Here is a 26,116-nt window from a genome sequence, read left to right on the forward strand (position 1 = left end):
GAAAGGCCTTTCAAACAGAGACTTCCAAGGAGGTGAGCGGCTTTGACCCAGGAAGAGTTCAGCCGGGCGGCTCAGACCTATGGCGACATGATCTATCGGGTGGCCTACCACGCTCTGGGCTGCCGGGAAGACGCCGAGGACGTGATGCAGACGGTCCTGCTTCGGCTTTTTGAGCAGAAAGCAGAGTTTGAGAGCGAGGACCATATGAAGCATTGGCTCCTGCGGGTATCGGTGAACGAGAGCCGCAAAATGCTCCGCTCTTTTTGGCGGCGCACTGCCGTCCCGCTGGAGGAATGGCATGAGCTGACCGCACCCGAGGACCGGGAGCGGGCGGAGCTGATGGGGGCGGTGATGGCCCTGGAGCCGAAATACAGGCTGGTCATATATCTCTACTATTACGAGGGGCTGAGTGTGGCCGAGACGGCCGCCGCCCTGCGTGCCAATCCATCCACGGTGCAGACCTGGCTGCTCCGGGCCCGGGCCCGGCTGCGAAAGGAATTGTCCGAGGAGGAAGAGAAGGAGGGAAGTGTCTATGTTCGACCCCAAAGTGTACCGTAACGCATGCCGGGAGCTCAACGCTTCCGAGGAAAAGATCAAGGAGATCATAGCCATGACTGAAAACAAGGACCGTAAGAACTCCCGCCGAACTATGCGGACCATATTGGTGGCCTGCGCCGCCATCACTATGATGGTAGTGGGGGTGGGGGCAGCCAACCCAGAGGCCGCCCAGGAGATATTCGGACAGATCGTGTCCGTCATCAAGGTGGACCAATACCGACAGGACATGATCATGGATACCGGCGAGCATATTACCACCTTAGAAGTACCCCAGGCCACGGTAGAAAACAGGGATGGACGGGCTATTCTGGTAGTAAACGGGGAGGAAGTGGATATCACAGAGGAGCTTGAGGCAGACGGCAGCTATGTGTACGACAGGACTACATTCGGAACTCATTTGAGAGTCACGGTGGAGGGTAACGTGGAGAAGTGGGAGATGGCCGTGTCCATTGGGGAGGCCGATGGAGAGGAGTACGGGACCGTCTACTATGACAGTGAAACCGTAGAGGACGCACTGGGCGGCTCCTTTATGAACGGGCTTCCTTTTGAACAGGTCGAGGCGGAGCAGGAAGACGGCATGGTTACCATTATCGGGAACGGTGAGAATGACGCCAGCCCACGGACATCGGGAACACTGAACCAGAAATGACAAACAGCGAGGGCGTGTCCAGTGGGAGAGATAGGGTTCCAAGAAGTTTTTCTGTCTCATATCTTCCAGATGTCGCTTTATCATAGCACTTCCTCTAGGACTTTTTATGTCGGGCTGGTAAGTCTGTGGCGCCAGTCGTGCCAATGAAACCAGCAACTACGCAGTTCCATCCATAAATCTTACCCTTAAAATGAGAATGAAGGGGGACATAGTCCCCCTTCATTCCAATTTTTATGCGCCAGATCTCTGTATGTATTCTTTTATCTTGTGGCACATAAGATTCCAGACCCTAGATTCAGCTCTTCAGACGACAGTGGCAGCAGATTAACCAATCAGATTGATGAATACACGGATAGCCAACAGAACTGTGACCACAAAGATGACAGCAAAGATGATGTTTAGGTAAAGTCGATTAGCGTGGTCACCCATGAACTTCTTATCCGAGGTGATTCTCCAGATAATGCCGCAGATAATAGGCAGCAACAGACCGTTCAAGGCCTGGGCCATGATGACCAGTTCCGCGGGGGAGGCTCCGAATAGGAAGATGAAAATCAGGGGAATACCGGCACCTAGGATCATCCAGAGACGGCTGCGAGGAGCCTTCATATCCTCTTCCTGATCGGTGGCCTGATTATACAACATAGGTAACAACTCAATGCGGAACAGACCGGAGGAGAAGGCGGCGGCCCATAGGCCCAGAGAGAACAGAATACCGGCATAGCGGCCCAGAATAGGAGTCAGTTGAGCGGCCATGTCGGAGGCGCTGCTGACAGTGATACCTAGGGGGAACAGGTTAGTGGCTGAACAGACAACGATAGCGCTGGTGATTAGGGCGGTGACGATGCAGCCAAACACCAGATCGAAGTGGGCCATCTTCATTTTAGTTTCCTGAGGCAGACCGGCCTCGAAGGAGCCCTTCTTGAAGTAGCGCTGCTTGTGCAAGGCGGACAGGGAAACCGGGATGTCCGGTACCATGGTGGTGGCCAGCATAGCCAGGACTAGCATGTAGTCACCATTAGGAATCTGGAAGGAGAAACCCTCGGACACCAGGTCAGACATATTGGGCTGAGAACCAATAGCGGTGGCGACGAAGGCGACGACCATCAGAATGACCAGTACCTTGGTAAAGCTTTCCAGAATGCCGTAGCGGGAGGTCCAGGCCAGCACAAACGCCAGCCCAATCATGATAGCCGCCCATGCGATCAGAGAGATTTGAGGGACAAAGTAGTTCATAGCCATAGCGGCGCCGGTGAAGTTGCCCGCCTGGAAAATCAGGCAGCCGAACATGATGCAGTAGTACAGGACCATTGCCCATATTTTACCGAAGCGCATACGCACCGCTTCCATGATGGTGACTTCCTTGGCCAGAGCCACGCGGATAGCGGGCAACTGGTAAAAGAAAGAGGCTAGGGCGGCCAGGATAATGACCCACAGGAGCTTGTAGCCATAGCTGGCGCCCATGGAAGAAGCGGTGGTGACACTGCCGGGTCCGACCACAACGGCTGAGATGACGATGGCGGGGCCAACGGCTTTCAAATAGTCCATCGCGCTGGGCTTTTTCGCTTCGTTCATACGTTGTACTCCATTTCCTTTTAGATTTTAGGGGGCTGATGTTCTCCTTACAACTTGCTGCTGTCTATGTCGCTGATGAGCATATAGCCTGGGGAATGAGAGATCAGAAGGTCAGGTTTAGCCTGAGTGGCTACGTTCTGGGGTGTGACACCGCAGGCCCAAAAGACTGGAACCTCGTCAGGACCGATATCCAGCGGATCACCATAATCAGGGTGGAGCACATCCTTGATACCGATGGCATCAGGATCGCCAATCTGGACGGGAGCGCCGTGGGCGTAGTCCATGGGTTCTGTGATTTTGACAGCCAAGTCCACCAGTTCCTTCTTGACCGGGCGCATGGACACCACATAATTGCCGTGGAACAGCTTACTAGGCTTGCAGGCGATATTGGTATCAAACATAGGAACCCGCTTATTCTCTTCGTAGTGCTTTAGCGGGATACCGGCTTCCACCAGCCTGGATTCAAAGGTGAGGCTGCAGCCAATGAGGAAGCCTACCATGTCCTCATTCCAATAGCCGCTGACATCCTTGACTTCCTCCTCGAATACACCGTTACGGTAGATGCGGTAGAGAGGGATATCCGTAGTGATATCAGCCCCCTCCGCCATCTTGTGAGAGATGGGAGAGCCTTGGTCAAAGACCTCTAAGATGGGGCAGGGCTTAGGATTCTGCTTCATAAATTGGAGGAAATCTTCGCCATAGCGGCGGTGCAGGATAACCAAGTTGCCCTGGATGTAACCAGGGCACAGCCCGGCGGTGGGGAGCACTAACTCCCCAGTGCGGAATTTCGCCCGCAACTCAGCGGGAGAGAGGGAACTGTAGTCTTGCATGATATCCGTCCTTTCTGCCATATCTCTGCTCCGCAGTCATCATTGGGCAAAGTTTTTGATCTGGATGCCTTCACGATGGAAAGCGGCTTTCAAGGCTAACACAAATTCCACTGCGTGGGCTCCGTCACCATGGACCAGAATGCTCTCTGCCTTGATGCCGATATCCTTCCCAGCAGAGGTGGTGACCTTCCCCTCCTTGACCATCCGGATCACCCGGGCCACGGCTTGGTCCGCATCTTTGATCATATCGCCGGGCTGTCCCCGGGGGACTAGTGAGCCATCCTCCATATAACCCCGGTCCGCAAAGGCCAAGGATACAGTTGGAAGCCCCATGTGGTCCGCTACATCCTTCAGGCAGGAGTTGCCGTAGTACAGAATACGGATAGAATCGTCGAAGCTGGCGGTGGCCTCACATACCGCGCGGGCGGTATCCATATCGGCCTGGGCTACGTTTCCCAGGGCGCCGTGGGCACTAATGTGGAGCAGAGGGACACCGGCAGCCTTGGTAAAGGCGTAAAGGGCACCGATCTGGTAAGTAATAAAGTCCCGTAACTCTTCCTTTTTCATAATCATCCGCCGCCGTCCGAAACCCTGCAGATCAGGGTAACTGGGGTGTGCACCCACGCCCACGCCGTACTCTTTGGCCAGAGCCACCGTGTGAGCCATAACCACTGGATCACCGGCATGGAGGCCGCAGGCCACATTGGCTGAAGACACATGGCGCATGATCTCGTCATTTGCTTCCAGGGTATAGTTGCCGAAGCTTTCACCCAGGTCGCTGTTCAGATCTACTTGGTACATATGGTTCCTCCTTGCTTCTGTTTTCAGACGAAAATACAAAAAGGCAAAGACATCTTGTCAGGATATATCCCGAAAGACGTCTTTGCCTTTGCCGCCTACAGTATAGACCTGTATCCAAAGATAGTCAATGGGATTTGTGATATCTCAAATGATTCTGTAGCACATTCTAAAAGCCGAGGTCTTACTTATACCTATTTCTATAAGAATCCTAAAACTTTTCAGATGGAATCTGTGGATCCAAGCGGCCTTTTCATTTTGCTGGGGAAATGCCTACACAGTAAGTGTTGCCATTGACGCTTACCCGGTAGATGGACTTAAAGTCCTGGTCATAGACCTGACGTAACCGCTCATACTGGGCCCTCTGAGCCAGATAAAGTTCCTGCGCCAGATCCAACTTGATCGCTTGGAACCGAATTTTATCACCGGGAGCGCACTGAGCGACCAGGGGGATATCCACCGAGATGATATTGGCGATCTTGGTATAGCCGCCGGAGCCCTGGTGCTCACTCATCATGATGATGGGCTGTCCGCTGCCGGGTATCTGGACTGCGCCCAAGGGAATGCCGTCGCTGATGATGTTGGCATCCGTGCTGTGCTCTACCTTGGGTCCGTTGAGTCGGTATCCCATACGGTCAGATTTCTCATCCACGGTAAAGGTGCTGTTTAAAAAGGTATCCAGTCCTTCCTTAGTAAATCGGTCGTCCTGGGGACCTAATATGACCCGGACAGTAATTTCTTTGGAAATAGGGGGTTGAGGTGGCAGACGGCGGACCGCCAGATTTGGAATCTGGGCCCTAGGAGAGGCAAAGGGAATGGTATCTCCGGCAGCCAGCTTTCTGCCCTGAAATCCGCCAAGTCCAGATCGGAGCAAGGTGGATTTACTTCCATAGAGAACCGGGACATCCAATCCCCCAGCCACAGCCAGATAACCTCGGCAGCCTGCGCGGGCTGGCCCTATCTGGAGTACGCTGCCTGCCTTAGCTGGCCAGGCCTGCCCTAGTGGGACAGGAACTCCATCCAATGTAGCGCCCATATCAGCGCCAGTTAACGCGAACACATTGTCCTGGGTAAACTGGAGCTTAGGGCCCAAAAAAGTCATTTCAAGAACGCCCTCACCCAGGTCATTGCCTACCAGCAGGTTAGCCAGGCGCATTGAGTGGAGATCCATAGCTCCCGCGGGGGACATTCCAATGCGCTGGTGGCCAAAGCGGCCTTCATCCTGAACGCTGGTCAGAGGACCAGGAGAGATCACTTTGAGTCCCATGTTACTCACCTACCTTTCTTTCGTAGGTAACCGGTTGATATTCACCGGCCAGGGACAGTTTCCGAATCCTGGCGTATTCCACCTGGTCAATAGGTACGAACTTGAGCCACTGCCCGGACAGGCAAAATGAGGCCGGATCTTTTTTATCATCATAGAGTATTACGGGTGTACGGCCCACCACCTGCCAGCCACAGGGAAGATCGAAGCCATTGAGCACCGTCTGGTCCGCCCAGATGGCAATAGAGCCCTGAGGTATCTTGGTCCGCGGAGTGGTCCGACGAGGAACGGTGAAGGTCTTGACCGGATTGCCCACATAGGAGTGACCGATGGCAAAGGCCTGGAAATAGATGTAGCACAAATTAGCTGAGTGGCGGTGAACAAACTCGTCCCAGGTGATCTTCTCATGAGCCAGCACATCCTCTCGGTCTGGGGCCGTTTCCCGTCCGTCCCAGCCATCATAGTGTGGGGCGTTTGGATCCAGATCCACTTCTCCTCCATAAAGCACCGGCAGTTCGATGACTTGGCCACCAACGCTGGCCTTGCTTTCTGAGAAGTCAGTCAAGGCTAAGATACAGGCCTTCAATTCCTCATATCGCACCACTTCAGGCCTGTAATAGACGATCAGCGTCCGGTATGCAGGCACTGTTTCCACCACACCCGGAATATGGGCGGTGGACAGTGCTTTATCCAGTGCATGGACCTGCTGGTTGACGGCTACACTGATCTCATTTTTAAACTCAGCGCACAGGGCACAGTCGCCTACAGGCTTGATCACAAATTCAGCCATAACTTCAGCATTCTCCCTTCCAATAACAGGGCAGGGGCTCATAACACGCAACCCAACACAATCTCATGGGCACCAGAGTTGCGTCAAGATTGCTAGGCCCAGCAAAATAACTTCCTAATAAACTAATTAGAATGTTAATCCAGGCTCATTTTACTATCTCTGCCACGTTAAAGTAAAATACGAATAAGATTATAGAGTTATCTCAAAAAATATATAATCAATAAACAAAAAAATTTCACTTTCTTTAAGACTGTTTGTGAGTATTTAAGAAATACTTTAATTTGCTAACTTTTACTATTTTATCTTTGTGGCCTATTTTTTTACAGATAAAAAAAGGGCTGCTTCTCTCTAATGAATAAGTCTCATATTTTTGCGCCTCCCTACTTTTCTATCTGCCATGCGGCACATGCCCTTCACATACGCTGTATAGGATCGCCAAAAATAATCGTATCTCAGCCTGATAAGAGTCCTCTTTAAAATGATCTGTCATCCTAAATGGATGCCGGAACAGTCCGTGCAAATGGTAGAGAATGTGCGCTGCGTTTGGCTGTTGTGGGAGAATGTCAACGATGAGAACTTCAATATAATTAATCAACATGAGCTGCTCCGAAGATATCCCAAGGCACCTCTCAGGCGAATAGGTACTAGTAGGGGAATATGTGGGTAATGGGGTTACAGATTCTAACCACAGTCAGCCCAATTCCAGCTATTTCTACACCGTCTCAAACAGGGCGCGGTTAACTGTAAGGTATACAGAGACCCTGAATCTGACCTTCTGCAACTATGGCGATCAAGGTTGTGTTCTAAACCGCTTTTTCCCCTGCCCGGAACCCGGATCATCACCTTTGGTGTTCCCAAGGTGGGCAGTTCCTTTTCCTTGAGATCATCATACCGGGTGAGCGGATTTTTCTCTGTCATAAGTTCCCGAGGAAAGATAAATTGTGAAAATGCTTTCAGGTATATTTGCCCATAGCTTTAAAACACACAATTTTGTGTACAAAACAAGGCATGGGGTAACTGCAGTACAGTTTGCCAACGACTGGGATTTCAGCGCTTCATAATCCATTGTTTATGTACCGGATTGTTAAGTGGACACTGCGGACAAAAGATACAGATTGTCTAGAACTTTATCAGGGAAGTGAAACAAGAAGATGGCAAGCGGACCATTAGAGGCGGAGAAAAAGCAGGACAGCATAGCAATCCACTATGCTGTCCTGTAACCGAATAATTATGTTCTTATGGGTGTACCGCTAAGTCCCAAGCCGCCTATACAAGCTGCTGTGATTCATTTTAGGTCCAACTGAGAGACAACTTTTGATATGAAAACTTGCTCCGTGGACCCCCCTTGTTGTTACCGAGCCAGGTAGGTCTTATAATCCTGATAGTTTTCCGCCAGCAGCCTGGGTGTATCCAGACCGTAGGGACACTTTGATTTACATTGATTACAGTGTAGGCAGTTCTCTATCTTCTTCATCTCCGCCTGCCACTGGTCAGACAGCCAGCTGGCCTCCGGAGCCCGGCGGAGCATCAGAGACATCCGGGCACACTGGTTGATTTCGATGCCAACAGGGCAGGGCATACAGTAGCCGCAGCCTCGGCAGAAGTCGCCGGCCAGCTCCTTGCGGTCGTGGTCGATGATCTGCTGGTACTCCTCGGTCATGGCCGGTGTTTCCCGGACAGCGGACAGGAACTGATCCAGCTCCCACTCATGCTGAACACCCCAGATAGGAACCACAGTGGGCTGCAGAGCCATCCAGGCGGCGGCGGCCAGCCCGCTTCGGATCAGGCCACCGGCCATTCCTTTCATGGCGATAAAGCCCATCCCGACCTTTTGGCACTTGTCCACCAGCTCCTGTTCCTGGGGCCCGGCCAGGTAGCTGTATGGGAACTGGAGCGTGGCGTACAGCCCGGAGTCAATGGCCTCATGGGCCACGGCCAGCCGGTGATTGGTGATGGAGATATGGCCGATCTTGCCCTGGGCCTTGGCCTCCAGGGCGGCATCATACAAGCCATCCTCGCCGCCGGGCTTGGGGCAGAAGGCGGGGTTATGGAACTGGTAAATGTCAATGTAGTCGGTGCGCAGGTTCCGCAGGCTGGTTTCCAGGTGCTCCTTTAGCTCCTGGCCAGTCTTGGCGTGGCTCTTGGTGGCGAGGATGACCTTGTCCCGAATCCCCTGAAAGGCGTAGCCGATCTTTTCCTCACTGTCGCTGTAAGAGCGGGCAGTGTCAAAATAATTCATGCCGCCGTCCACAGCCTTCCGCAGCAAATAGGCGGCCTCCTTCTGGGAGATACGCTGAATGGGCAGGCAGCCGAAGCCATTTTTCTCGATCTGGATGCCGGTACCGCCCAGAGTAATCGTAGTCATAGATATTCCTCCCTTTCCTTATGGATTATGCTCCCTGGCCTCTATTAAATGACGGTTCGTCCCCGATGTCAAGTAGGAGGCCCCATTTTATCGGAAAAAGAGACAACGGTAGACACCGACGGGGCCGGGTGCTATAATCGGGAAAAAGACACAGTACGGGAGGGAGCCGTTTGGACAACGTATTTCAGCGGGTCTATGAGATCACGGCCCGGATACCCTATGGCCGAGTAACGACTTATGGACAGATTGCCAGGTTGCTTGGCAATCCCAGGCTGTCTCGTATCGTGGGCTGTGCGCTGAATGGGGCGCCGGCGGACTTGCCCTGCCACCGGGTGGTCAACCGCCTTGGGGGACTGAGCGACGCTTTCTCCCCTCTGGGAAAGGAGAGTCAGCGCCTGCTGCTGGAGATGGAGGGGGTGCCCTTCCGGCTGGATGGCGGGGTGGACCTGACGGCCTGTATGTGGTACGGCGAAGAGGAATAGAAACCTGGTGCAGGGGCTCTCCCACAGGAACATTGACTGTTCAGTATAGGAAAGCAACCGGAGTTCATGCTGTTTCTCTGACTGGCTCGGTCTCTCCCAAAAAGTTGGATGAAAAAAGCAAAAGAGGGGATACCGAAAGCTGGATTGTCTGCTTTCTCAGAGACGATTGAAAAGAAGCTCTGCGGCAAAGTCTAAAAATATATAGGCAGATTTGTAGATAAAGTCAGATTTTGTGAAGAGGGATGGCTAACAAAAGCAAAAAATCTGCTCAACTTATATGGCCGTAGAAGTGCGGTGCTCCGCCATGGTCATAGTAGACAGGAAAAGCGGTTCTGTTCACTGACCCTTGGACCGCACATAAGTAGGGAGGGACCACAGCCACGCACCCAGAAAGACCACCCCAGGAGCCAAGTACGCTTGGGTTCCTCTTTACAAAAGGGATCAGACACTCAGTCCGGTGATGATTAGATTGACGGCCATGAGGGGCAACAGGATATAGGCCACCAGTGAGATCTTGTTCTTGTCGATCTTCCGGAACACTTTCAACCCAAGTACGCCGGCTAGCAGCGCTGCCGCTGCGGAGGTGGCTAACATAGGTGCCGCCTCCAACGTGATGTTGTGATAGACAAACAGATGCATGGCGCTCGAATAGAGCCCGGAGAGAAGGAAGCTGAACTCTAGGCTGGCTTTCATATTCAAGGGGGTTTCGCACACATTCATATAATAGACCAAAAAGAAAGGCCCCACAATATTGAACATGCCGGTGGAAATTCCGGTAATCAGCCCGGCACCAACAGCTGTATACCAGCGGTTGGGCAGCACCAGTTGACGGCGGCGCATGATGAAAAAAATAGCGGTTACCAACAGAAGCAGACAGGCTAGGATGATGCGCAGAAGAAGTTCATCAAATTGGTCCAGTAGATACAGGCCCAGATTGATGGTGGTCAGACAGGAGAACACGGGCAACACAATCAGCCGCCACTGCAGTTCCCGACAGAGGGCTAGGGTCATCTGGAGACCAATGACAACCACAGTCACCGCGGAAATGGCGGAACATACAGACATGGGTAGAAAGAGGGGCATCAGGGCCATGGCCATTAGAGCGTAGCCAAAACCGGCAGCTCCTTGAAAAAAAGCGGCGGCAAAGTTGATGACTGCTACAAGAAGCATAATCTGGGGCTGATTCATGTTACCCTCCTTTTCGTCGAGTTTGGCATTTAAGAAAAGCGGGGCGGCCCAAAGGTGCCTCCCGATAAGAAAACATCGTGGGGCAAGAGAGAAACGGTATAGCTTCGGCTATGCCGTTTTTCTCATTCTTGCCTTGATGAAGTGACTTTGGATACTTCCAGAGCTCCAATGCCCTTATAGTAGATGTCAATTTCCTGAGTGCGGTTCTTGCCCTTCGGATCGCTGGCAGCATGGACAACGATCTTCTCGACAAACTCATGTAAGATACATGGGGTTAATTCAGGAATTTCCGTATACCGTTCTACAACGGAGAGAAACCTTTCCACATTGGCGCTTTTTTGTTCCTCTGCTTCGATTTCATCACGGAGAGCAGCCGCTACATCTTGAAGCTGATGCTGCTCTTTCTCGTAATCGGTAGAGAGCTTTTGAAAACGCTCGTCAGAAAGTTTTCCCGAAATAGTATCTTCGTAGAGCCGCTTGAAAATGGTGTCCAGCTCTGCAATCCGCTTTTCGGCATCGGCCAATGTTTTCTGCCGTTTTGCCAAATCTTGGTTACGTTGGCGCATATCCGCATCCATGACCATCTTCACAAAATCGTCTTTGCGCTGTGATGCGAAGGAAACGATCTCGCGCAGATTTTGCAGAACCAATTCTTCCAGGATAACAGTTCGGATAGAATGTGTCTGCCCACATACATCACGGCTTTTCCGATAGCCGGAACACAGATAGTATTCCTGATCGCGCCGGAAATTGGTTGCCCTGCATTGGTACATAATGGAGCCGCAGTCGGCACAGAACATCATGCCGGAGAACATACCCATTTCTCCCATCTTTGTGGGTCGGCGCCGCGTCTGCCTTGCGAGCCTTGCTGCATCGGCAATCGCCTCCGTCCAGATGGCTTCGTGGGTATTATCAAAAATCTTCCATTCGCTTTCTGGATTGTGCAAGGTCTTTTTACTCTTGTAGGATTTTTTACGGGTTTTGAAATTAACTGTGTGCCCCAGGTATTCACGCCAGCGGTCCATGATGTCGGCAATCGTAGAAGAATCCCAAGCGTAAGGAGAACCTTTCTTTGTGACATTGGTTGTTCTGCCCTTGCTCGCATAGTAAGCAGCCGGAGTAAGAATTTTTCTTTCCGTCAGTTTTCTTGCAATCTGCGAGGGTCCCAAACCATCCATGATATAGAGACCAATTTCATAAACTACCTGGGCGGCTTCTTCATCCTTCACCCATTGCTTTTTGTCATCAGACGATTTCATGTATCCATACGGAGGCAAAACAGTCAAATGTTCTCCTGCATTGCCTTTCACTTTCATAACGGCACGGATTTTTTTGCTGGTGTCTTTAGCGTACCATTCATTGATGATATTGCGGAAGGGCATAAACTCGTTGTCACCCTGAGTGCTGTCCACACCATCATTCACCGCAATAAAGTGAATATCATGTTCGGGAAACATGATTTCCGTATACATGCCGACTTGCAGATAATCACGTCCGAAACGTGACATATCCTTGATGATGACCCTCTTGACAAGGCCAGCCTCAATGTCTGCAATCATCTGCTGAAAGCCTGGGCGGTTGAAGGTCGTACCTGAGATGCCATCATCAACATAGAATTTGAAATTGCTGTATCCATGCTCACGGGCATACTTTTCCAGGATTTTTTTCTGGTTTACAATGCTATTGCTGTCACCCTGCAATTCATCATCACGGGATAAGCGACAATACAAAGCTGTAAGTTCTTCGGAGCTCATAGCCGTGTAAGGGAATTGAAGCGCGGCAGCGGTGTTTGACTGATAATACATAAATACCTCCTATCTGGCAGTCAAACACGATATTGAAGTCCAACTTCATTATACCGCGCTTTCTTTTCCCTGTCTGCCTGTTAAGAGGTTTTCAAGTCACAGTTTGTTTCTGAACATCGGCTTTTATCAGGTTCTCCAGTTTGGAGGCTATCGTCTGATTTCCCGTTTGAGGGAAAAAAGAATTGACGATAAAGGTCGTGTTGCCGATCTTCTTTTTGCTCCGCATAGGCGGGGCATATTTATTTTCAGATTGAATTTTCTGCATAATAAGGCCCCTTTCATGCCATTTCATTAAAACCATAAAAGAGGCAGAAAACGGACGGCTGCTGGCCGCAGCTCCACGGGAATCTCACCCCGGCCCATGCTGATGGGTGCGCCGCGCAATGCTTTGAGGGCGTTCAACGCGGGAGTCTCATTATCCTGTCTGCGTATCCTCGCCCACAGGCTGCCACACCTGTTTTGCGGCCTGGTTTTGTCGCTCACCTGTTTGGTAGGGGTCCCGTCCTGCGGACTTGCAACAGGGTCATGGCGCACCGGCCGACCGGCTCCACACAGACAAATTGTATCCGTCTGCCTTATTCTGCCCGAAGGCTTTCTTTGTCAAGGAACAATAAGGCTTTGTCGGCCTGTAACAGTACACCGTTTCCGATGTGCTGTTACGGAACGACAAATAGCCCATAACGGGAAGCGTGGAAAGGGGACACGCTCCCCGCATGGGCTAAAAGATTATCCTACATGAAAAGCAAGGGTGCGGGTAATAAGGCGCACTTGCAGCCTGTTACGCATTTCCTCGTCCACATAGGAATAGGTATTGCCCGCGTCGTCTTTCAGCGTGCGGGTACAAAGTTTCGCTATGTAACCCTCGTAATGCTTCAAGATCGCGCACATGGCGGTTGTGTCGCCGTTTGCCGCTGCGGAAATGACAGGGAACGGCAACAGATTTTCAGATTTCCTAACGGTATTCATCATCTGCTTTTCCCTCCAAATACTGTTTGATTTTCGCAAGCGCGGATTTCCTGTGCCGGAAAACCGTCGTGCGTACAACATTCAGCAGTTCAGCAATTTCCGCGTCGCTCATGTCCAAGAAGTAGGACAAAAGGATAATGTCGCGTTTCCTTTCGGGCAAAGCGTTAAGGGCTTCGGCAAGCAGTTCATTTTTGACGAGTACATCAAAGCCGGACACTTGAAAACGGAAATAATCGCTTTTGTATTCGTCCGTTGTGAAAAGCTGCGCGAGTTCGCTTTCGCTCAAATCCGAAAAAGGTACTTCGCGTGCTGCGCGTTTCGCAAGAGTGCGGCGGTGGCTTTTCGCTTCGCCAACCAAAGTTTTCTTTGCTAATGCGTCGTACTGATGTTGTATTCTTTCCTTGTCGGAAGAAGATAGCTCCATAGAGTTCACCTCCTTCCCGCGTGGAGTAGAGGACGGGAGTTAAGGGCTTGTCCTCTCTGCCCCTTTCGCTCCGTACCCGTTCGGGAGATGGCTCTTGAGTGCGTTTTTCAGAAAAAAGTTGAAAAAAGCAAAATGCGCCCGTCCGCAAGACGCGGACGAGCGCAAAGGAAATGTAAGAAGTATTTAGATGTATTGACAGTTCATACTCATAGCCGGAATATCCCGCTTGCGGAGCATAGCTTTTTTTGACCGCAAAGCATTAGGCGGGTTACAGTAAATAAAAATGGACACGGCGATACCTCCCCGATACCGCCGTATCCTTAAAAAGGGCGACTTTAATACACTACCCGCAATCCATTCTATAATAGGGAACAGCGGCTTTTGCGCAATATTAAATAAAAAAGCCGATAACACATAGGTTTTTTGACCTAATGCGTTATCGGCTCTGCGTCTATGCGTCTGGCACTTTTAATCATTTTTTTTTGAATTTATTATATGTGTTAGCTAACTGTCCACAAGCCGCGTTAATCTCTCTGCCATGAGAAACTCTCATAGTAACTTCAAGTCCTGCTTGCTCTAATTGATGTTTGAATGCAACTATTTCCCGTTTCTGTGGTGCTTTAATTCTTGAATTGCTTGTTGGGTTGTATTGTAACACGTTAATCATAACTTTTTTGCCCCGAAACCATTTTGCAAGTTGTCTTACATCTGAGGGCCGGTCATTTATACCCGGTAAAAGCAAATACGCAAAGACAATTTTGCGATTATGCCTTTCAGAATAGGATAAGGCTTGCTTAACAACATCTTCAATAGCATATATGCGCATGTGAGGAATAATACGATTTCTTGCAGATTGTGTTGCTGCGTGTAAAGATATTGTCAACTGAATTTTAAGATGTTCCTCGCGCAATTTTTTTAATTGATCGACCGGACCAACTGTTGATATGGTAATGCCGTCGGTTGGAAAGTTGAGCCCATATCTATCTCGGAGAATATGGATTGCTTTTATCAAGTTGTCATAATTGAATAAAGGCTCTCCCATACCCATAAAAACGATACGGTTTACTTTTCGACGCAACAATATAATCTGTTGTACGATTTCTGACGATGTTAGATTACGAACAAAGCCATTTCGCCCGGACTCACAAAAAATACAACCAACAGGACAACCGACTTGTGTGCTCACGCAAACAGTTCCACCATCTCGCCGCTTGATAAAAACCGTTTCAATGTATTTGTTGTCTTTCAGTTCGTAAACATACTTTTCAGTATCACTGCTTTTGCAAATATTTTTTACCAACATTGATAGATTTTTTTTGCGTGGTAATTGCTTATATAATTCTTCATATAAGGCTTTTGCTTCATTCTCGCCAATAACTTCCGACATTTCTTTGTAAGTAAATCCGTATGGATCATTCCGTACTTCCGCAGGCGTATATTTAGGTAAACGTTTCATTTTTATATCCTTTCTTCTAAATAATAAAAGTTTGTTTTTCTGTATTTTTGATTACAATCTCTAATTTTTCTACATCAATGATATGCGTCAATTTGCATTTAGGGCAGAAAAGAGGAAAATCTTTTAATACAGTATTATGAAATACTTGAACTCTCGTCTTTCCGTTACAAATCGGACATTTTATCCAATATTTTTTAAGCATTATATTTCACTCGTCCTTTTTACACAAAAAAATGCAGGTCAATCCTCAACATGAGCATTGACCTGCATTTATAATGCACAGAGCAGTACAACAAAACTAAGGCATAGCTTGCACTATGTCTATACTATATCTATACGTCGTTAGTTTTTTGTATAGCATCCGCAAAATAAGCATGACAAAAAAGCCCATGTTGAAAATGGGAAAATCCTTTTTTTCAATGCTTATCTAATACGCATGCTATGCAACATAAACGCCGCCTCCTTTTACATAAATTTTATTTTATCAGAAAATCAGTCTACTGTCAATACACAACAGGAAGTATTTAACCTAATGATATGAATTGTGTGGACATATCCAAAAAGAAAGGTGAACTGTAAAATGTAACAGGGTGAATGAAAATGGCAAAAAGACCCGTACCATTGTACGACTTTAAGGCTTTCGGGGCAGCTATAAAAGCCGCGAGAAATGAATACGGCGAGAGCCGCAAAAAGGTAAGCGACGAGTTATATATTTCCCCGCGCTACCTTGCGAATATCGAGAACAAGGGACAACAGCCGAGTTTACAGGTATTCTATGACCTTGTAACCCGGTATCATATTTCGGTAGATCAATTTTTCTTCCCGAACAGCAATGCGGAGAAATCCACCGGGCGGCGGCAGCTTGACGCGCTGCTGGACGGTATGAGCGATAAAGGCATACGGATTGTAACCGCAACAGCAAGGGAGATAACGGAAGTCGAAAAAGCAGAGGATTAACCTCACAATATGAGAAATCGGGAGATTGCAGCGCATGGCGGCTGCAATCTTTTTTTGCGTCCAAAATCAAAGGAACGCGCAACAAATACCGCCTTTCGGTGGGGGTATGGAGTAGATAGCAAGCACAGCAAACGAGTACCCGTTTGCGATTTTTGGCTTTAGGGAACCCTCTCCCTAAACCCGAAAAATGCTTGTTGGGAACATCCCAAACCCTGATACGAAAAGAGGCGAGATACCACGATGGCAAACCGAAAACGAAATATCCAGGTGAAGTTCTATGTGACCGCCGAGGAAAAGGAACTGATGGAACAGAAGATGGCCCAGCTCCAGACAAAGCGGATCGGCGCCTACCTGCGGAAGATGGCGATTGACGGATATATCATCCAGGTGGACACCAGGGACATTAAGGAGATGAACAAACTTCTGTCCGCCATTGGCCGGAACATCAATCAGATTGCCAAGCGGGTCAACGCCGGAGGCCCCACCTATCAGGCCGACATGGAGGAAATCCGGGAAAGGCTGGATCAGATATGGCAGTTACAAAGACGCATCCTATTAAGTCAACGCTGAAAGCTGCGATTGACTATATCTGCAATCCTGACAAGACGGACGGGAAGCTGTTGGTGTCCTCCTTCGGCTGCGCCGCCGAGACCGCCGACATTGAATTTGAATGGACACGCCGCCATTCCATCGACAAGGGCACACACCTGGGCCGTCACCTGATCCAAGCCTTTGAACCTGGGGAGGTCATGCCAGAGGAAGCCCACCGGATCGGCATGGAACTGGCACGGGAGGTCCTGGGCGGCAAATATGAATTTGTCCTCACCACTCACATTGACAAGGATCACGTCCATAATCACCTGATTTTCAATGCGGTCAGCTTCACCGACCACAAGCACTACCATTCCAACAAGCGCAGCTATCACGAGATACGCCGGGCCAGCGACCGGCTGTGCAAAGAACACGGCTTGTCCGTCATCGTCCCTGGCCGGGATAAGGGCAAGAGCTACATTGAGCATCAGGCCGCACAGAACGGCACCAGCTACAAGGCAAAGCTGAAAGCCGCCATCGACCGGCTGATCCCCGTGTCCTCCAGCCTGGAAGATTTGCTTGCCCGGTTGCAGCGGGAAGGGTACGAAATCAAGCGGGGAAAGTATATCTCCGCCAGGGCGCCGGACCAGGAGAGGTTCACCCGGCTCAAAACCCTGGGCGCCGATTACACGGAAGCAGCCGTTGTCTCCCGCATTGCCGGAGGTCCCAGGCCCTCCAGACAGCCCCAACAGCGCAGCGGGAAGGTCAGCCTGCTCATTGACATTCAGAACAATATCAAGGCCCAGCAGAGTGCCGGATACCAGCGGTGGGCAACCATCGAGAATCTGAAACGGGCGGCCGCCACCATGAACTTTCTCACCGAACACGGCATCGGCAGCTATGAGGAATTGGTGGAACGGTGTGACGCCGTTGCCGCCGCCTCCATCCGTACCAGGGAAAGTCTGCAGGATACGGAACAGCGGATCGCCGACCTTGCCCTCCTGGGAAAGCAGATCGACACCTACCGCAAGCTGAAACCTGTCTATGACCGATACAAGGCATCAAAGGACAAGGAAAAATTCCTGCGCGGCTTTGAGAGCGAGATTATCTTATTCGAGGCGGCCGCCAGGGAAATCAAAAAGGCCGGGCTCACCAAACTTCCTTCCTCCGATAAGGTGAAAGCAGAACTGGAAGGACTCTCCGCCCGCAAGGCCGCCCTGCAAACGGAACTTCGGAAGATACAACGGGAGGAAAAGGAATATGACACCCTCCGCCAGAATGTGGACGCCCTGCTGGAAAGGCCGAAGGAACAGGAACAGCAGCGGCAGCGGAGCAACGACTTGGAGTAACGGGGATTGGGCGCTTTTGACAGTCTTTGCAAAACCCCTGGGCGCATGGTTATCCGGCTGATATAATGGAACCAGGAATGGAGGTGCTGACTGTGACGAAATCCGAAGTAATCAAAGAGTTTTTCAAAAAGAGCGTGCTGCCCGTGGCGGTGGCGGCTTTGCTGTACTGCATTTTCAAATCCGTCTGCACAAAAGATGGAGTCACCGACTATGTATGGCTGTTCATCCTTTGCGGTCTGCCTTTTGGCATCCCACGGATGTTTGCCTGGATCGTGCCGGGCGGCTCTTTGGGAACCGCCCTTCCGTTGTTTCTGCTGAACTTTATTATTGGCGGAGTGATCGGCGGTTTCGTCCTGGTCTGGCGACTGCTGGTGTCTACCTGGTATATTCCCTTGACCATCTATCGACTGTTCATAACAAGAGGGACTTCCTATATTCCAGAATAGCACTATGGAAATGTGGAAAACGGCCGCTCCACCGATGGAAAACAAATATTTACGACCTGATGGAAAAGCTGTCAGCTTTCCCACAGCCCGCAAACACTGTTTCCCACAGCGCCGCCCCTTTGACCGTTTACACACATTCCCACAGCGCCTACTACTGCTACTGAAAATGAGCGCCATCACCGAAAGATGATGGCGCTCATTCTTTTTCTCCGTATCCTTCCCCAGCAAGATTTAGTATATTCTTTTTTTCTTTCTGCGCATAGCGCATGGTCTGATAAGCTCCGCCGCCTGTATGGTCCACATAGAATACAACGAGATTGCTTCGCTTCACCATCTGCCGGTTGCGAATTTGAAAAGCGCCTTTTGGATGGCTGCTGGCCGCGCTGCCGCATATCTCGATTTCATCATAATAGGTTTCAAAGTTTTCCATATTGTTGCGCAGCTCCGCCGTGGGATATGGCAGTATCCAAATCAAGGAACTGTTGTCATCCCGAACAAGTCGCTGCTGGCGTTTGACAGCGGAGGAAACGATCTGGTCAAAATCTCCGTCCCGTCCGACCAGGAACTCCACATACTCCTTTTCCAAAAGCAGCGCATGAACCAGCGCCTCCACACGATCCTCCGCCTCACGAAACTCCGGGATGATCCGGTGTCCAAAAAAACTAACAGTAAATATGTTCACGGTTCTATCTTCGCCATTTTCAAGCCAGTCCCTCCAACAAAGTAAACAATCCACTTCTCATTATATACAAACATTGACTTAAAGTAAATAATTCTTTAATTGGTCTCAATTATAATTTACCTGTTTTGTTGGTAGCATAATATCAGGAGGTGATATTATGCAAACGGAGTTTCCAGAACGCTATATCACTTTGGGCTTGAAGATCGCATATTACAGAAAAAAGGCGGGGATGACACAGGAGGTCCTTGCGGAGAGGATCGGGAAAAGTGTCAACTTCGTTGGTCAGGTAGAAGGAACAGGTACGGTTCGTGGCGTATCTCTTGAAACATTGTTCAAGATCGCCCAAGTGCTGAAAATCCCGCCCTCCAAGCTGTTAGAGGATGACTGATCGACTGCGACGCAGCCAGAACAAAAAAAGAATGGGAGCGCCAACCTCGGATAACTGCATCCGATGTTGACGCTCCCATTTTGCTTGATAAAAGGTGAAAATCCGGCGTTTTTCCTATGCAGAAACGCCCTGCCGCTCCACATGGGAAATCATACTGCCCCTACACGGAAAAGCCGTCACAGCCGGTTTCTTTGACTGTTTTGAACCCTAATTCCCGCACTTTTTGGAACGGAGGGAAAGATAGTGCGGACAGGACAACACCACCGCCCGGAAACTCTGCTTGCAGGGATGGATACAGCCCTTGCATAGCTTGTTATACTGGCGTCTGCCGTTCTCGCCCAGGAAGAACGCCCATTCCAGACGCCATTTCTTGCTCCGGCTCATAAGTCGCCCAGCTCCGGGGGCTTCTTCTGCGGGGCAGGCTTGTCCGGGCTTTTCCGTTCCGCGCACTCCCGTTTTGCGTCCTCCAGTCGCTCCCGGATGGAAGGCTTTTTCTCCGGCGTGGTCCTGCGCGCCTCGGTCTGGGCTTTCTCCAATTCCTCACCACGGCGGCCGTTGTTGATGATCCCGTCGATCATGCCGTAGTCATCCTCCAGGGTCATTTCCGCCGTGCGCAGCGGGTTTTCCGGCTCCACGGGAACGGATACGATCTGCCCGTTGATGCTGGCGAACAGCTCCGGCCGCTTGAATTGCTCGGTGTATTTCTGGATCATGTCCGGGGGCAGGGACGCAAAACTCTCCGGCCCCAGGCCCACCACCAAGAAGGTGCCTGCCACAATGTCGTAAATCTCCCCATGCTCGTCCCGGAGAGAGCGGTTCAGGTCCAGACCGATGAGCTTGCCCTCGTCGTTCAGCACCAGCCCCACCGGATCGTCAAAGGGATAGGAGGCGGCAATGTCGCCGCCCACCTCCGCTTGCAGCGCATGGAGGCCGGGATCGATTTCCTTCACATAGGGTTCCTTCATGGGCTCCACCACCAGGACAGTCAACTTCTCCGGCGCGGTATGTTCGGGTGCGTCTCCGCTGGGGATGGCAAAGGCGCGGCTGCCGTTGGCCATGATGAGATACTTTCCGTCCTCGGACTCGTGGTGGAAACCGTATCCGGCCGCCTCCATCTGTTCCCGGCTCATATCCGTCACATGGAAGGTGCCCCTGGGAGTCCGCACCGTCTCGCCGGTCTCTCGGTCATCCGGGGTGGGCGCCGCTTGCTGCCCGTACAACTCCGCTTCATACTCCCGGTTTGCCTGCTCCGCAAAGGACAGCATCTCGTCCACATGGGACTGATCCGGGTTTTCAATGGCCTCCCGGATCGCCTGGGGGTCCACATCCAGAAATTCCTCATAGCCGGTGGCGTCCTTGAACTTCTCGATCTCCGAAGGCAGATAGTCCTCCTGGGTCTGCCCCAGGGCGGCCAGTTTCTCGTCCAGGGCGGAGATGCGCCCGGCCATCAGGTTTTCGTAGATTTCTTCCTTTGCCGCGTGTTCCTCCGGGTGCTCGGCGGCATACTGCGGATCGTTCTGCCGGAAAAACTCGTCCATATCGTAGGCAAGGTCCATGGCCCATTCCGAAATTTCTTCTTCGGGGATGTCATCCTGGAAGGTCATTACTCGGTATTCCTCCGGGATGCTACCGCGCTCACCATCGTAATACTCATGGAAGCTGTCCCCGGTATCCCGCACATAGCCCAGGTCGGTGAACTGGCCGCTTTCCTCCAGGGCGATGTCCCGCCCGTAGGCTTCATAGTCGATGTAATTGCGCAGATGCTCCGGCACCTGCATGGCGTCCAGTTCCTCGATATAATACCGGCCCAGATCATCGTGGTCATGGATGTCGGGGTAAACATCGTAACAGTCCAGGTTTTCCGTCAGGTTGATAAGCTCCTGGATGCTGCCCGTGTGATCGCCGATCTCCATAGCCGCCTGAAACCGCTCATATTCATCCTGGCTCATATCATCCAGTTTGGAAGCCAGGTAGTTCAGCTCGTCCAGGTTTGCATACTCACCCAGCAGGTCATAGAGGCCGTCCACATAGCAGTCGTAGTCCGTGATGAACCATTCCTCATAGGTCTGCCCGAAGTCGTCCTTCGCACCGATCCCGATACGCTCAAAGACCTTTTTCAGTTCCTCCGCCGTGGTGGGGAACTTCACCCATTCGCCCACAAGGGCACCCTCGTTATATTTGCCCAGGTTGGTGATGAAAGCGGCAAAGGGATAATCTTTGTCATAGTCATAATGGGGCATAACGACACCTCCTTACAGTTCCGGCGCAGACTTTTCCCGATGGGGCTGCGCCTTGCTCTGATTGGCACATTCCTTCCGGCTCTGCTCCAGCCGCTCCTTGATGGAGGGCTTTTTCTCCGTCTGCCTCTCCCTGGGACGCTCATGCTCCCACTCGTCGCCGGAAAGGGTGAGATACCCTTTACTGGTGAAGCACCCCTGTTCCTCCCGCATGGCGTGGTTGCCGAAAGGAACGGGATCAATGGCGTCCAGCAGCTCCGGGGGCAGAAGGACATCCAAATGCTGCGCCAGATAGCGCCAGCCCACATCCTCCACCTTGCGGATGTTGGGCTCCAGAATGAAATACTCGGTATTCGCGGGAAACTCCCGGAACTGCTCCAGGGTGGTCAGTCGGAAGGGAGACTCCTGGACAGCGGCCAGGAGGTCACGGTCCTCCGGGGAAAGTCCGGCAAGCGCCTGGGCCGCTGCCTCCAGTTCGCTTGCGTCACCGCCTGCGGGGAGCAGCGGCTTCAAATGCTCCATGAAGTTGACCTCGGTTTTACTTTTTGCCATGCACACCATCCTTTCGTTTGGGAAACTCCAACTTGAAATTGACATACTTGCCGCCGGTATCGTCCAGGATCACCACGGCGTCATAGGTGGAACCTTTCTTCTCCGACCACATCCCCTTGACGGAAGTGTGGCCTTTTTTCAGAAGGTCGGCCGCCATCTTCCGGGTCATTTCCTTGCGGCGGCTGGTCCAGAAACGGTCATTCTTCCACATGACAAACTGGCAGGCCCGGTCCGAACAGGCGAAATTCTTCTTGCCTTCATAGACCGGCTTGCCGCAGCGGGGGCAGAGGCCCACCGTCTCTTTCTCCGGCTGGAACAGCTTTTGCCCATCCTCGGAAATGTGGGAGTATTTCCGCACCAGCTCCGCCGCCATTGCCTCGATCCCGTCCATGAAGTCCTCCGGCGACGCCTGGCCCTTTGCCACCTCGTTCAACCGCTGCTCCCAATCCGCTGTGAGCTTGGGAGAGGTCAGCAGCTCCGGCAGCACCGTGACCAGGTTAACGCCTGCCTTTGTAGGGATCAGGTTCTTGCCCTTGCGCTCCACGAACCCGCCGGACACCAGCTTTTCAATGATGGCCGCCCTTGTCGCCGGGGTGCCCAGGCCCTTGCGTTCTGCCTCGTCCGGCATATCTTCCTTGCCCGCATTCTCCATGGCCGACAGAAGGGTGTCCTCCGTGTAGGGCTTGGGGGGCGAAGTGAAGTGCTCGGTGACGGAGGCGGAGACCGGCTCAAAGACCTGCCCCTCGGTCAAGGCGGGAAGAACACCCTCGGCATCTTCATCCTCCGGCTTCTCCTTCAGGGAGGAACGGAACACCTCCTGGATGGCGCGCCAGCCCTGGGAAAGCACCTGCTTTCCTTTTGCCGTGAAGGTATGTCCGCCGCAATCAAAGGTGGCCGTGACCGCCTCATACACGAAAGGCTCCGCCGCCGCACACAGCAGCTTGCAGCAGACCAGCAGAAGGATATTGCGCTCACCCACAGGCGGCCCCGGAACGTTCGCTTTCTCCAGTTCCAGCGTCGGCAGGATCGCGTGATGGTCAGATACCTCCTTGTCGTTCACCAGCGCCAGAACATCGGGGAAAAACTCCGGGCAGGCATCGAAGGGCGTCACCCGTGCTGCCAGATGCAGAACCACGGAGGCGGTCTCCGCCATGTCGCCGGTCAGATACCGGCTGTCCGTGCGGGGATAGGTCAGCAGCTTCTTTTCATAGAGCGATTGGGCGTAGTCCAGGGTTTGCTTGGCCGTGTAACCGAACACCCGGTTCGCCTCCCGCTGCAAGGTGGTCAGGTCGTACAGTTTGGGCGGGTTCTCCGTCTTTTTCTCCCGCACCAGGGATACACACACGGCCCGCTGCCCGTCACAGGCATCCCGGATGGCCTGGGCGTCCTCCGGGGAAACAATGCGGTCGCTGACCGCCTCGGCCCCCTCCAGCGCCAGCCGCACATAATGGTATTTCTCCTTGCGGAACAGGACGATCTTACTGTCCCGGTCGGCCAGCATCGCCAGGGTGGGCGTCTGCACCCGCCCAATATTTAACGTTCGATGATACAACACCGAAAAGAGCCGTGAGGCATTGATACCAATAAGCCAGTCCGCCTTTTGGCGGCAAAGCGCCGATTGATACAGCGGGTCATAGTCCGCGCCGGGGTGCAGGTCGGCAAAGCCCTCCCGGATTGCCGCATCCTCCATCGAAGAAATCCAGAGACGGGAGAAAGGCTTGGAACATCCGGCAGCCTCATAGACCAGCCGGAAGATCAGCTCGCCCTCGCGTCCCGCGTCGCAGGCGTTGACCAGTTCCGTCACATCGGGGCGCTCCATCAGGGAACGGAGAATGTGGAACTGGTCAGCCTTTTCCTCGGACACCACATAGTGGAAGGGGGCGGGCAGGATGGGAAGGTCCTCATACCGCCACTTCTTATAGCGGTCATCGTAGGCGGCCGCGTCCGCCAGTCCCACCAGATGACCAATGCACCAGGAAATGAGCCAGCCGCCGCCTTCAAAATAGCCATCGGCCCTGGATGTGACACCCAGGGCCGATGCGATACTCTTTGCTACACTCGGTTTTTCGCAGATCACCAATTTGCTCAATTCTGCTCCTCCTGTTCTCCCTGTTCAGGAATGTCCTCGTTTTCGTATTCCTCGTCCTCGAACTCATAGTCGTCCGGGTCGGCGCTGACCTTTGCGCCCTGCTTGGGCTTGATGAACTTGATGTAGGCGAAGGCTCCGCCACCGCCCAGAGCCGCCAGCAGCAGGATCAGCACCAGGGCGCCGCCGCTGCCGGACTCCTTCTCCGGCTCCGGTTCAGGCTCCGGCTCCACCTCCGGCGCTTTCCCGGCACACTCGCTCATATTCACCGCGCAGACCGGACAGGCGGTATTTACCGCACCAGCCTGGCATTTCTCGGTGCAGGTACAAGCAGCTGGCTTTTCCTCCGTCTGTCCGTCCTCCAGCAGCGCCATCAGGTCGGCTTCATCCACCTGGTTCAAGAAGTGAACGGCGGTCTCCTTGTCCTCGTTGGCCCGGTCGATCAGGATGTAAAAATAGTTGCCCGCTTTTGTGGTCACGGTGATAAGCTGTTTGTCGCCGTAATAATCGTCCACCAGCGTGGCGTTGCCCTCCGGGGTAAGGGGCTGGCCCTCCGGCTCCATGCCCCCGGTGGCGGGTTCCTCGGTGGGTTCCGGCGTCGTCTCGGCGGACTCTCCCGTGTAGTAGTCGCCATCCCCACCGCCCGCAAAGGCGGTGACGGAGAAGGCGGTCATGCACAGGACCACCACCGTCAGGGACGCCAAAAGGCGGAAAACTCTGTTACGCTTCATCTTCGCCGTCCTCCATTCCTTTCATATCCTCGTCGTCGGGGTCCGGCGCCGCCTCCGCCTCCATCATCCCGTCGGGCAGGGTGATAAGGCCGCTGGCGTAGGCCTTCAGGAAGGCGGTCAGCTCCTTGTTGTCCATGCGCACCGCCTTGACCATGCGGACGATCTCCAGGTTTTCTTCCTCGGTGAGCTGCGCCTCCAGCTCCCGAAGTCGCTTCTGCTGGGCGGAGATCTTCTCCTTCGTCTTTTCGATGTCTTTGCGAATCTTCTCAACCGTTGCCATGTGTGCAAAACTCCTTTCCAAATCGTTCTCTCCAGGAATAGTTCCGCCCCAGGCCCTTGACCGTTTTCAGGTTTTTCCGGGCGTTGTCCTCCAGCGCCAGGGCGCGGCGGAACAAATCGGGATGCTGCTCCCGCAGGGCGGTGATCTCGTCGGGTTTCATGCTGGGACAGAAAAAACAGGACGATTTTCCCGGCTGGGGCAGCCCTGCCGCCTCGATCTGCCGGATGCAATCGTCCCGCGTCCATCCCCATTCCATCAGGGGATACCACTTGCTGTATTTTCGGTCGGCCAGGTCTCCCAGCAGCACCTTGTCGCTGCGGTAGCCCTCGCCCGCGTCGTAGCCGATGAACTTGACCACCCGTTTGCCCGCCGCCCACGCCTTTTGACACGGCGGGTAATGGTTGCAGAACTTTTCCTGCGGCCCGATCTTGTGTTTCAGGGAACACCGCTTGAAGCCGTAGGCAATGGACGGTAGGCTGCAACTTTGCAGACATTCATCCTCCAGCGTCAGCCGTTTCCCGTCACGGGTGGTCTTATACACTCTGATAATGGGAGGCATCCCGTGGTCCTTCAGCCAGCGGTCCATCACCTCCAGATAGGCGTAGGTGTGGGGATGCTCTGCCCCCGTATCCGCAAAGAGAATCAGGTCCACCGGGATACGGTGCTGGTGCAGCCCGATCAAAAGGGCGGTGCTGTTGGCGCCGCCCCCATAGGAAACCATATTGATGCT

General features: G+C 52.5%; 29 protein-coding genes. 8 read left to right on the forward strand and 21 right to left on the reverse strand.

What is annotated here, in order from left to right:
* Positions 1 to 42: 42 nt before the first annotated feature.
* The gene (locus MCG44_RS05085) at positions 43 to 558 is read left to right on the forward strand and encodes an RNA polymerase sigma factor (protein WP_186852701.1); all 516 of its coding nucleotides are present in this window, start codon (positions 43 to 45) and stop codon (positions 556 to 558) included.
* The gene (locus MCG44_RS05090) at positions 533 to 1,207 is read left to right on the forward strand and encodes a hypothetical protein (RefSeq protein ID WP_240287124.1); all 675 of its coding nucleotides are present in this window, start codon (positions 533 to 535) and stop codon (positions 1,205 to 1,207) included. Before MCG44_RS05085 ends, MCG44_RS05090 begins: the two co-directional genes overlap by 26 nt.
* 324 nt (positions 1,208 to 1,531) lie before the next feature.
* On the opposite strand, the gene MCG44_RS05095 is transcribed toward MCG44_RS05090, so the two are convergent.
* The 6 genes from MCG44_RS05095 to MCG44_RS05120 all read right to left on the reverse strand — a co-directional run bounded on the left by MCG44_RS05095 (position 1,532) and on the right by MCG44_RS05120 (position 8,826).
* Positions 1,532 to 2,779 carry an Nramp family divalent metal transporter gene (locus tag MCG44_RS05095; RefSeq protein ID WP_186852699.1) on the reverse strand — a complete coding sequence of 416 codons (1,248 nt, stop codon included), beginning with the start codon at positions 2,777 to 2,779 and terminating at the stop codon, positions 1,532 to 1,534.
* Positions 2,780 to 2,826: 47 nt separating this feature from the next.
* The gene (locus MCG44_RS05100) at positions 2,827 to 3,609 is read right to left on the reverse strand and encodes a putative hydro-lyase (RefSeq protein WP_186852698.1); all 783 of its coding nucleotides are present in this window, start codon (positions 3,607 to 3,609) and stop codon (positions 2,827 to 2,829) included.
* A 39-nt stretch (positions 3,610 to 3,648) separates the two neighbouring features.
* On the reverse strand, positions 3,649 to 4,410 hold the full coding sequence (locus MCG44_RS05105; protein ID WP_186852697.1) for a LamB/YcsF family protein: 762 nt from the start codon (positions 4,408 to 4,410) through the stop codon (positions 3,649 to 3,651).
* Positions 4,411 to 4,660: 250 nt separating this feature from the next.
* On the reverse strand, positions 4,661 to 5,674 hold the full coding sequence (locus MCG44_RS05110) for a biotin-dependent carboxyltransferase family protein (protein ID WP_186852696.1): 1,014 nt from the start codon (positions 5,672 to 5,674) through the stop codon (positions 4,661 to 4,663).
* A gap of 1 nt (position 5,675) precedes the next feature.
* The gene (locus MCG44_RS05115; RefSeq protein WP_240287126.1) at positions 5,676 to 6,461 is read right to left on the reverse strand and encodes a 5-oxoprolinase subunit B family protein; all 786 of its coding nucleotides are present in this window, start codon (positions 6,459 to 6,461) and stop codon (positions 5,676 to 5,678) included.
* 1,351 nt (positions 6,462 to 7,812) lie between these two features.
* Positions 7,813 to 8,826, reverse strand: coding sequence for an aldo/keto reductase (locus MCG44_RS05120; RefSeq protein WP_147570652.1), 1,014 nt, complete (start codon positions 8,824 to 8,826; stop codon positions 7,813 to 7,815).
* A 170-nt stretch (positions 8,827 to 8,996) separates the two neighbouring features.
* On the opposite strand from MCG44_RS05120, the gene MCG44_RS05125 reads away from it, so the two are divergent.
* Positions 8,997 to 9,308: an MGMT family protein gene (locus MCG44_RS05125; protein ID WP_240287128.1), complete on the forward strand. Its 312-nt coding sequence runs from the start codon at positions 8,997 to 8,999 to the stop codon at positions 9,306 to 9,308.
* Positions 9,309 to 9,749: 441 nt separating this feature from the next.
* On the opposite strand, the gene MCG44_RS05130 is transcribed toward MCG44_RS05125, so the two are convergent.
* The 7 genes from MCG44_RS05130 to MCG44_RS05160 form a co-directional block, all read right to left on the reverse strand.
* Positions 9,750 to 10,496 carry a sulfite exporter TauE/SafE family protein gene (locus MCG44_RS05130; protein ID WP_186852692.1) on the reverse strand — a complete coding sequence of 249 codons (747 nt, stop codon included), beginning with the start codon at positions 10,494 to 10,496 and terminating at the stop codon, positions 9,750 to 9,752.
* Between the two features lie 122 nt (positions 10,497 to 10,618).
* On the reverse strand, positions 10,619 to 12,301 hold the full coding sequence (locus MCG44_RS05135; RefSeq protein ID WP_199720393.1) for a recombinase family protein: 1,683 nt from the start codon (positions 12,299 to 12,301) through the stop codon (positions 10,619 to 10,621).
* Positions 12,302 to 12,392: 91 nt separating this feature from the next.
* Entirely contained in the window at positions 12,393 to 12,593 is a 201-nt protein-coding gene (locus MCG44_RS05140; protein ID WP_240287130.1) for a transposon-encoded TnpW family protein, read from the reverse strand.
* Positions 12,594 to 13,027: 434 nt separating this feature from the next.
* Complete coding sequence (locus MCG44_RS05145; protein ID WP_002604473.1) at positions 13,028 to 13,270, reverse strand: helix-turn-helix domain-containing protein; 243 nt, start codon at positions 13,268 to 13,270, stop codon at positions 13,028 to 13,030.
* A complete protein-coding gene (locus MCG44_RS05150; RefSeq protein ID WP_003502131.1) occupies positions 13,254 to 13,691 on the reverse strand; it encodes a sigma-70 family RNA polymerase sigma factor in 438 nt (145 codons plus the stop codon). The genes MCG44_RS05145 and MCG44_RS05150 overlap by 17 nt, the downstream gene beginning before the upstream one ends.
* A gap of 472 nt (positions 13,692 to 14,163) precedes the next feature.
* Positions 14,164 to 15,147 carry a 23S rRNA (adenine(2503)-C(2))-methyltransferase RlmN gene (gene rlmN, locus MCG44_RS05155; RefSeq protein ID WP_002584956.1) on the reverse strand — a complete coding sequence of 328 codons (984 nt, stop codon included), beginning with the start codon at positions 15,145 to 15,147 and terminating at the stop codon, positions 14,164 to 14,166.
* 16 nt (positions 15,148 to 15,163) lie between these two features.
* The gene (locus MCG44_RS05160; RefSeq protein WP_003431289.1) at positions 15,164 to 15,349 is read right to left on the reverse strand and encodes a cysteine-rich KTR domain-containing protein; all 186 of its coding nucleotides are present in this window, start codon (positions 15,347 to 15,349) and stop codon (positions 15,164 to 15,166) included.
* A gap of 398 nt (positions 15,350 to 15,747) precedes the next feature.
* Between MCG44_RS05160 and MCG44_RS05165 the strand changes: the two genes are divergently transcribed.
* The 4 genes from MCG44_RS05165 (at position 15,748) to MCG44_RS05180 (ending at position 18,430) form a co-directional block, all read left to right on the forward strand.
* Positions 15,748 to 16,104 carry a helix-turn-helix transcriptional regulator gene (locus MCG44_RS05165; protein WP_002584957.1) on the forward strand — a complete coding sequence of 119 codons (357 nt, stop codon included), beginning with the start codon at positions 15,748 to 15,750 and terminating at the stop codon, positions 16,102 to 16,104.
* Between the two features lie 240 nt (positions 16,105 to 16,344).
* Positions 16,345 to 16,674: a plasmid mobilization protein gene (locus tag MCG44_RS05170; RefSeq protein ID WP_117515670.1), complete on the forward strand. Its 330-nt coding sequence runs from the start codon at positions 16,345 to 16,347 to the stop codon at positions 16,672 to 16,674.
* Positions 16,635 to 17,984, forward strand: a complete 1,350-nt coding sequence (locus MCG44_RS05175; protein WP_240287132.1) for a relaxase/mobilization nuclease domain-containing protein — start codon at positions 16,635 to 16,637, stop codon at positions 17,982 to 17,984. Before MCG44_RS05170 ends, MCG44_RS05175 begins: the two co-directional genes overlap by 40 nt.
* A gap of 92 nt (positions 17,985 to 18,076) precedes the next feature.
* Positions 18,077 to 18,430, forward strand: a complete 354-nt coding sequence (locus MCG44_RS05180) for a DUF6050 family protein (RefSeq protein WP_117515666.1) — start codon at positions 18,077 to 18,079, stop codon at positions 18,428 to 18,430.
* 196 nt (positions 18,431 to 18,626) lie between these two features.
* Here MCG44_RS05180 and MCG44_RS05185 read toward each other — a convergent pair whose 3' ends face one another.
* Positions 18,627 to 19,112, reverse strand: coding sequence for a hypothetical protein (locus tag MCG44_RS05185; protein ID WP_166462244.1), 486 nt, complete (start codon positions 19,110 to 19,112; stop codon positions 18,627 to 18,629).
* Positions 19,113 to 19,269: 157 nt separating this feature from the next.
* On the opposite strand from MCG44_RS05185, the gene MCG44_RS05190 reads away from it, so the two are divergent.
* Entirely contained in the window at positions 19,270 to 19,500 is a 231-nt protein-coding gene (locus MCG44_RS05190; RefSeq protein ID WP_059004488.1) for a helix-turn-helix domain-containing protein, read from the forward strand.
* A 207-nt stretch (positions 19,501 to 19,707) separates the two neighbouring features.
* On the opposite strand, the gene MCG44_RS05195 is transcribed toward MCG44_RS05190, so the two are convergent.
* The 7 genes from MCG44_RS05195 to MCG44_RS05225 are packed head-to-tail and all read right to left on the reverse strand — an operon-like array spanning position 19,708 to position 26,113.
* Positions 19,708 to 19,884, reverse strand: coding sequence for a hypothetical protein (locus tag MCG44_RS05195; RefSeq protein ID WP_166462245.1), 177 nt, complete (start codon positions 19,882 to 19,884; stop codon positions 19,708 to 19,710).
* Positions 19,881 to 21,740, reverse strand: a complete 1,860-nt coding sequence (locus tag MCG44_RS05200; RefSeq protein WP_117515664.1) for an antirestriction protein ArdA — start codon at positions 21,738 to 21,740, stop codon at positions 19,881 to 19,883. Before MCG44_RS05200 ends, MCG44_RS05195 begins: the two co-directional genes overlap by 4 nt.
* A 12-nt stretch (positions 21,741 to 21,752) precedes the next feature.
* On the reverse strand, positions 21,753 to 22,289 hold the full coding sequence (locus tag MCG44_RS05205; RefSeq protein ID WP_117515662.1) for a hypothetical protein: 537 nt from the start codon (positions 22,287 to 22,289) through the stop codon (positions 21,753 to 21,755).
* The gene (locus tag MCG44_RS05210) at positions 22,276 to 24,378 is read right to left on the reverse strand and encodes a DNA topoisomerase 3 (RefSeq protein WP_173878854.1); all 2,103 of its coding nucleotides are present in this window, start codon (positions 24,376 to 24,378) and stop codon (positions 22,276 to 22,278) included. Before MCG44_RS05210 ends, MCG44_RS05205 begins: the two co-directional genes overlap by 14 nt.
* Positions 24,375 to 25,106 carry a DUF4366 domain-containing protein gene (locus MCG44_RS05215; protein ID WP_117515660.1) on the reverse strand — a complete coding sequence of 244 codons (732 nt, stop codon included), beginning with the start codon at positions 25,104 to 25,106 and terminating at the stop codon, positions 24,375 to 24,377. Before MCG44_RS05215 ends, MCG44_RS05210 begins: the two co-directional genes overlap by 4 nt.
* Entirely contained in the window at positions 25,096 to 25,386 is a 291-nt protein-coding gene (locus MCG44_RS05220) for a DUF4315 family protein (RefSeq protein WP_117515658.1), read from the reverse strand. The genes MCG44_RS05215 and MCG44_RS05220 overlap by 11 nt, the downstream gene beginning before the upstream one ends.
* Complete coding sequence (locus tag MCG44_RS05225) at positions 25,373 to 26,113, reverse strand: phosphoadenosine phosphosulfate reductase family protein (protein WP_118359288.1); 741 nt, start codon at positions 26,111 to 26,113, stop codon at positions 25,373 to 25,375. The genes MCG44_RS05220 and MCG44_RS05225 overlap by 14 nt, the downstream gene beginning before the upstream one ends.
* Between the last annotated feature and the right edge of the window lie 3 nt (positions 26,114 to 26,116).

It is taken from the genome of Lawsonibacter sp. OA9, assembly GCF_022440585.1.

What these genes read in the sequence shown, in the direction of transcription:
- MCG44_RS05145 (WP_002604473.1), bottom strand. Translation starts at nt 13,270, where the DNA reads ATGATGAATACCGTTAGGAAATCTGAAAATCTGTTGCCGTTCCCTGTC.
- MCG44_RS05170 (WP_117515670.1), top strand. Translation starts at nt 16,345, where the DNA reads ATGGCAAACCGAAAACGAAATATCCAGGTGAAGTTCTATGTGACCGCC.
- MCG44_RS05215 (WP_117515660.1), bottom strand. Translation starts at nt 25,106, where the DNA reads ATGAAGCGTAACAGAGTTTTCCGCCTTTTGGCGTCCCTGACGGTGGTG.
- MCG44_RS05100 (WP_186852698.1), bottom strand. Translation starts at nt 3,609, where the DNA reads ATGCAAGACTACAGTTCCCTCTCTCCCGCTGAGTTGCGGGCGAAATTC.
- MCG44_RS05140 (WP_240287130.1), bottom strand. Translation starts at nt 12,593, where the DNA reads ATGAAATGGCATGAAAGGGGCCTTATTATGCAGAAAATTCAATCTGAA.
- MCG44_RS05135 (WP_199720393.1), bottom strand. Translation starts at nt 12,301, where the DNA reads ATGTATTATCAGTCAAACACCGCTGCCGCGCTTCAATTCCCTTACACG.
- MCG44_RS05095 (WP_186852699.1), bottom strand. Translation starts at nt 2,779, where the DNA reads ATGAACGAAGCGAAAAAGCCCAGCGCGATGGACTATTTGAAAGCCGTT.
- MCG44_RS05110 (WP_186852696.1), bottom strand. Translation starts at nt 5,674, where the DNA reads ATGGGACTCAAAGTGATCTCTCCTGGTCCTCTGACCAGCGTTCAGGAT.
- MCG44_RS05115 (WP_240287126.1), bottom strand. Translation starts at nt 6,461, where the DNA reads ATGGCTGAATTTGTGATCAAGCCTGTAGGCGACTGTGCCCTGTGCGCT.
- MCG44_RS05090 (WP_240287124.1), top strand. Translation starts at nt 533, where the DNA reads ATGTTCGACCCCAAAGTGTACCGTAACGCATGCCGGGAGCTCAACGCT.
- MCG44_RS05200 (WP_117515664.1), bottom strand. Translation starts at nt 21,740, where the DNA reads ATGCCCCATTATGACTATGACAAAGATTATCCCTTTGCCGCTTTCATC.
- MCG44_RS05165 (WP_002584957.1), top strand. Translation starts at nt 15,748, where the DNA reads ATGGCAAAAAGACCCGTACCATTGTACGACTTTAAGGCTTTCGGGGCA.
- MCG44_RS05220 (WP_117515658.1), bottom strand. Translation starts at nt 25,386, where the DNA reads ATGGCAACGGTTGAGAAGATTCGCAAAGACATCGAAAAGACGAAGGAG.
- MCG44_RS05190 (WP_059004488.1), top strand. Translation starts at nt 19,270, where the DNA reads ATGCAAACGGAGTTTCCAGAACGCTATATCACTTTGGGCTTGAAGATC.
- MCG44_RS05105 (WP_186852697.1), bottom strand. Translation starts at nt 4,410, where the DNA reads ATGTACCAAGTAGATCTGAACAGCGACCTGGGTGAAAGCTTCGGCAAC.
- MCG44_RS05175 (WP_240287132.1), top strand. Translation starts at nt 16,635, where the DNA reads ATGGCAGTTACAAAGACGCATCCTATTAAGTCAACGCTGAAAGCTGCG.
- MCG44_RS05205 (WP_117515662.1), bottom strand. Translation starts at nt 22,289, where the DNA reads ATGGCAAAAAGTAAAACCGAGGTCAACTTCATGGAGCATTTGAAGCCG.
- MCG44_RS05120 (WP_147570652.1), bottom strand. Translation starts at nt 8,826, where the DNA reads ATGACTACGATTACTCTGGGCGGTACCGGCATCCAGATCGAGAAAAAT.
- MCG44_RS05150 (WP_003502131.1), bottom strand. Translation starts at nt 13,691, where the DNA reads ATGGAGCTATCTTCTTCCGACAAGGAAAGAATACAACATCAGTACGAC.
- MCG44_RS05130 (WP_186852692.1), bottom strand. Translation starts at nt 10,496, where the DNA reads ATGAATCAGCCCCAGATTATGCTTCTTGTAGCAGTCATCAACTTTGCC.
- MCG44_RS05195 (WP_166462245.1), bottom strand. Translation starts at nt 19,884, where the DNA reads ATGAGCCGGAGCAAGAAATGGCGTCTGGAATGGGCGTTCTTCCTGGGC.
- MCG44_RS05160 (WP_003431289.1), bottom strand. Translation starts at nt 15,349, where the DNA reads ATGCTTAAAAAATATTGGATAAAATGTCCGATTTGTAACGGAAAGACG.
- rlmN (WP_002584956.1), bottom strand. Translation starts at nt 15,147, where the DNA reads ATGAAACGTTTACCTAAATATACGCCTGCGGAAGTACGGAATGATCCA.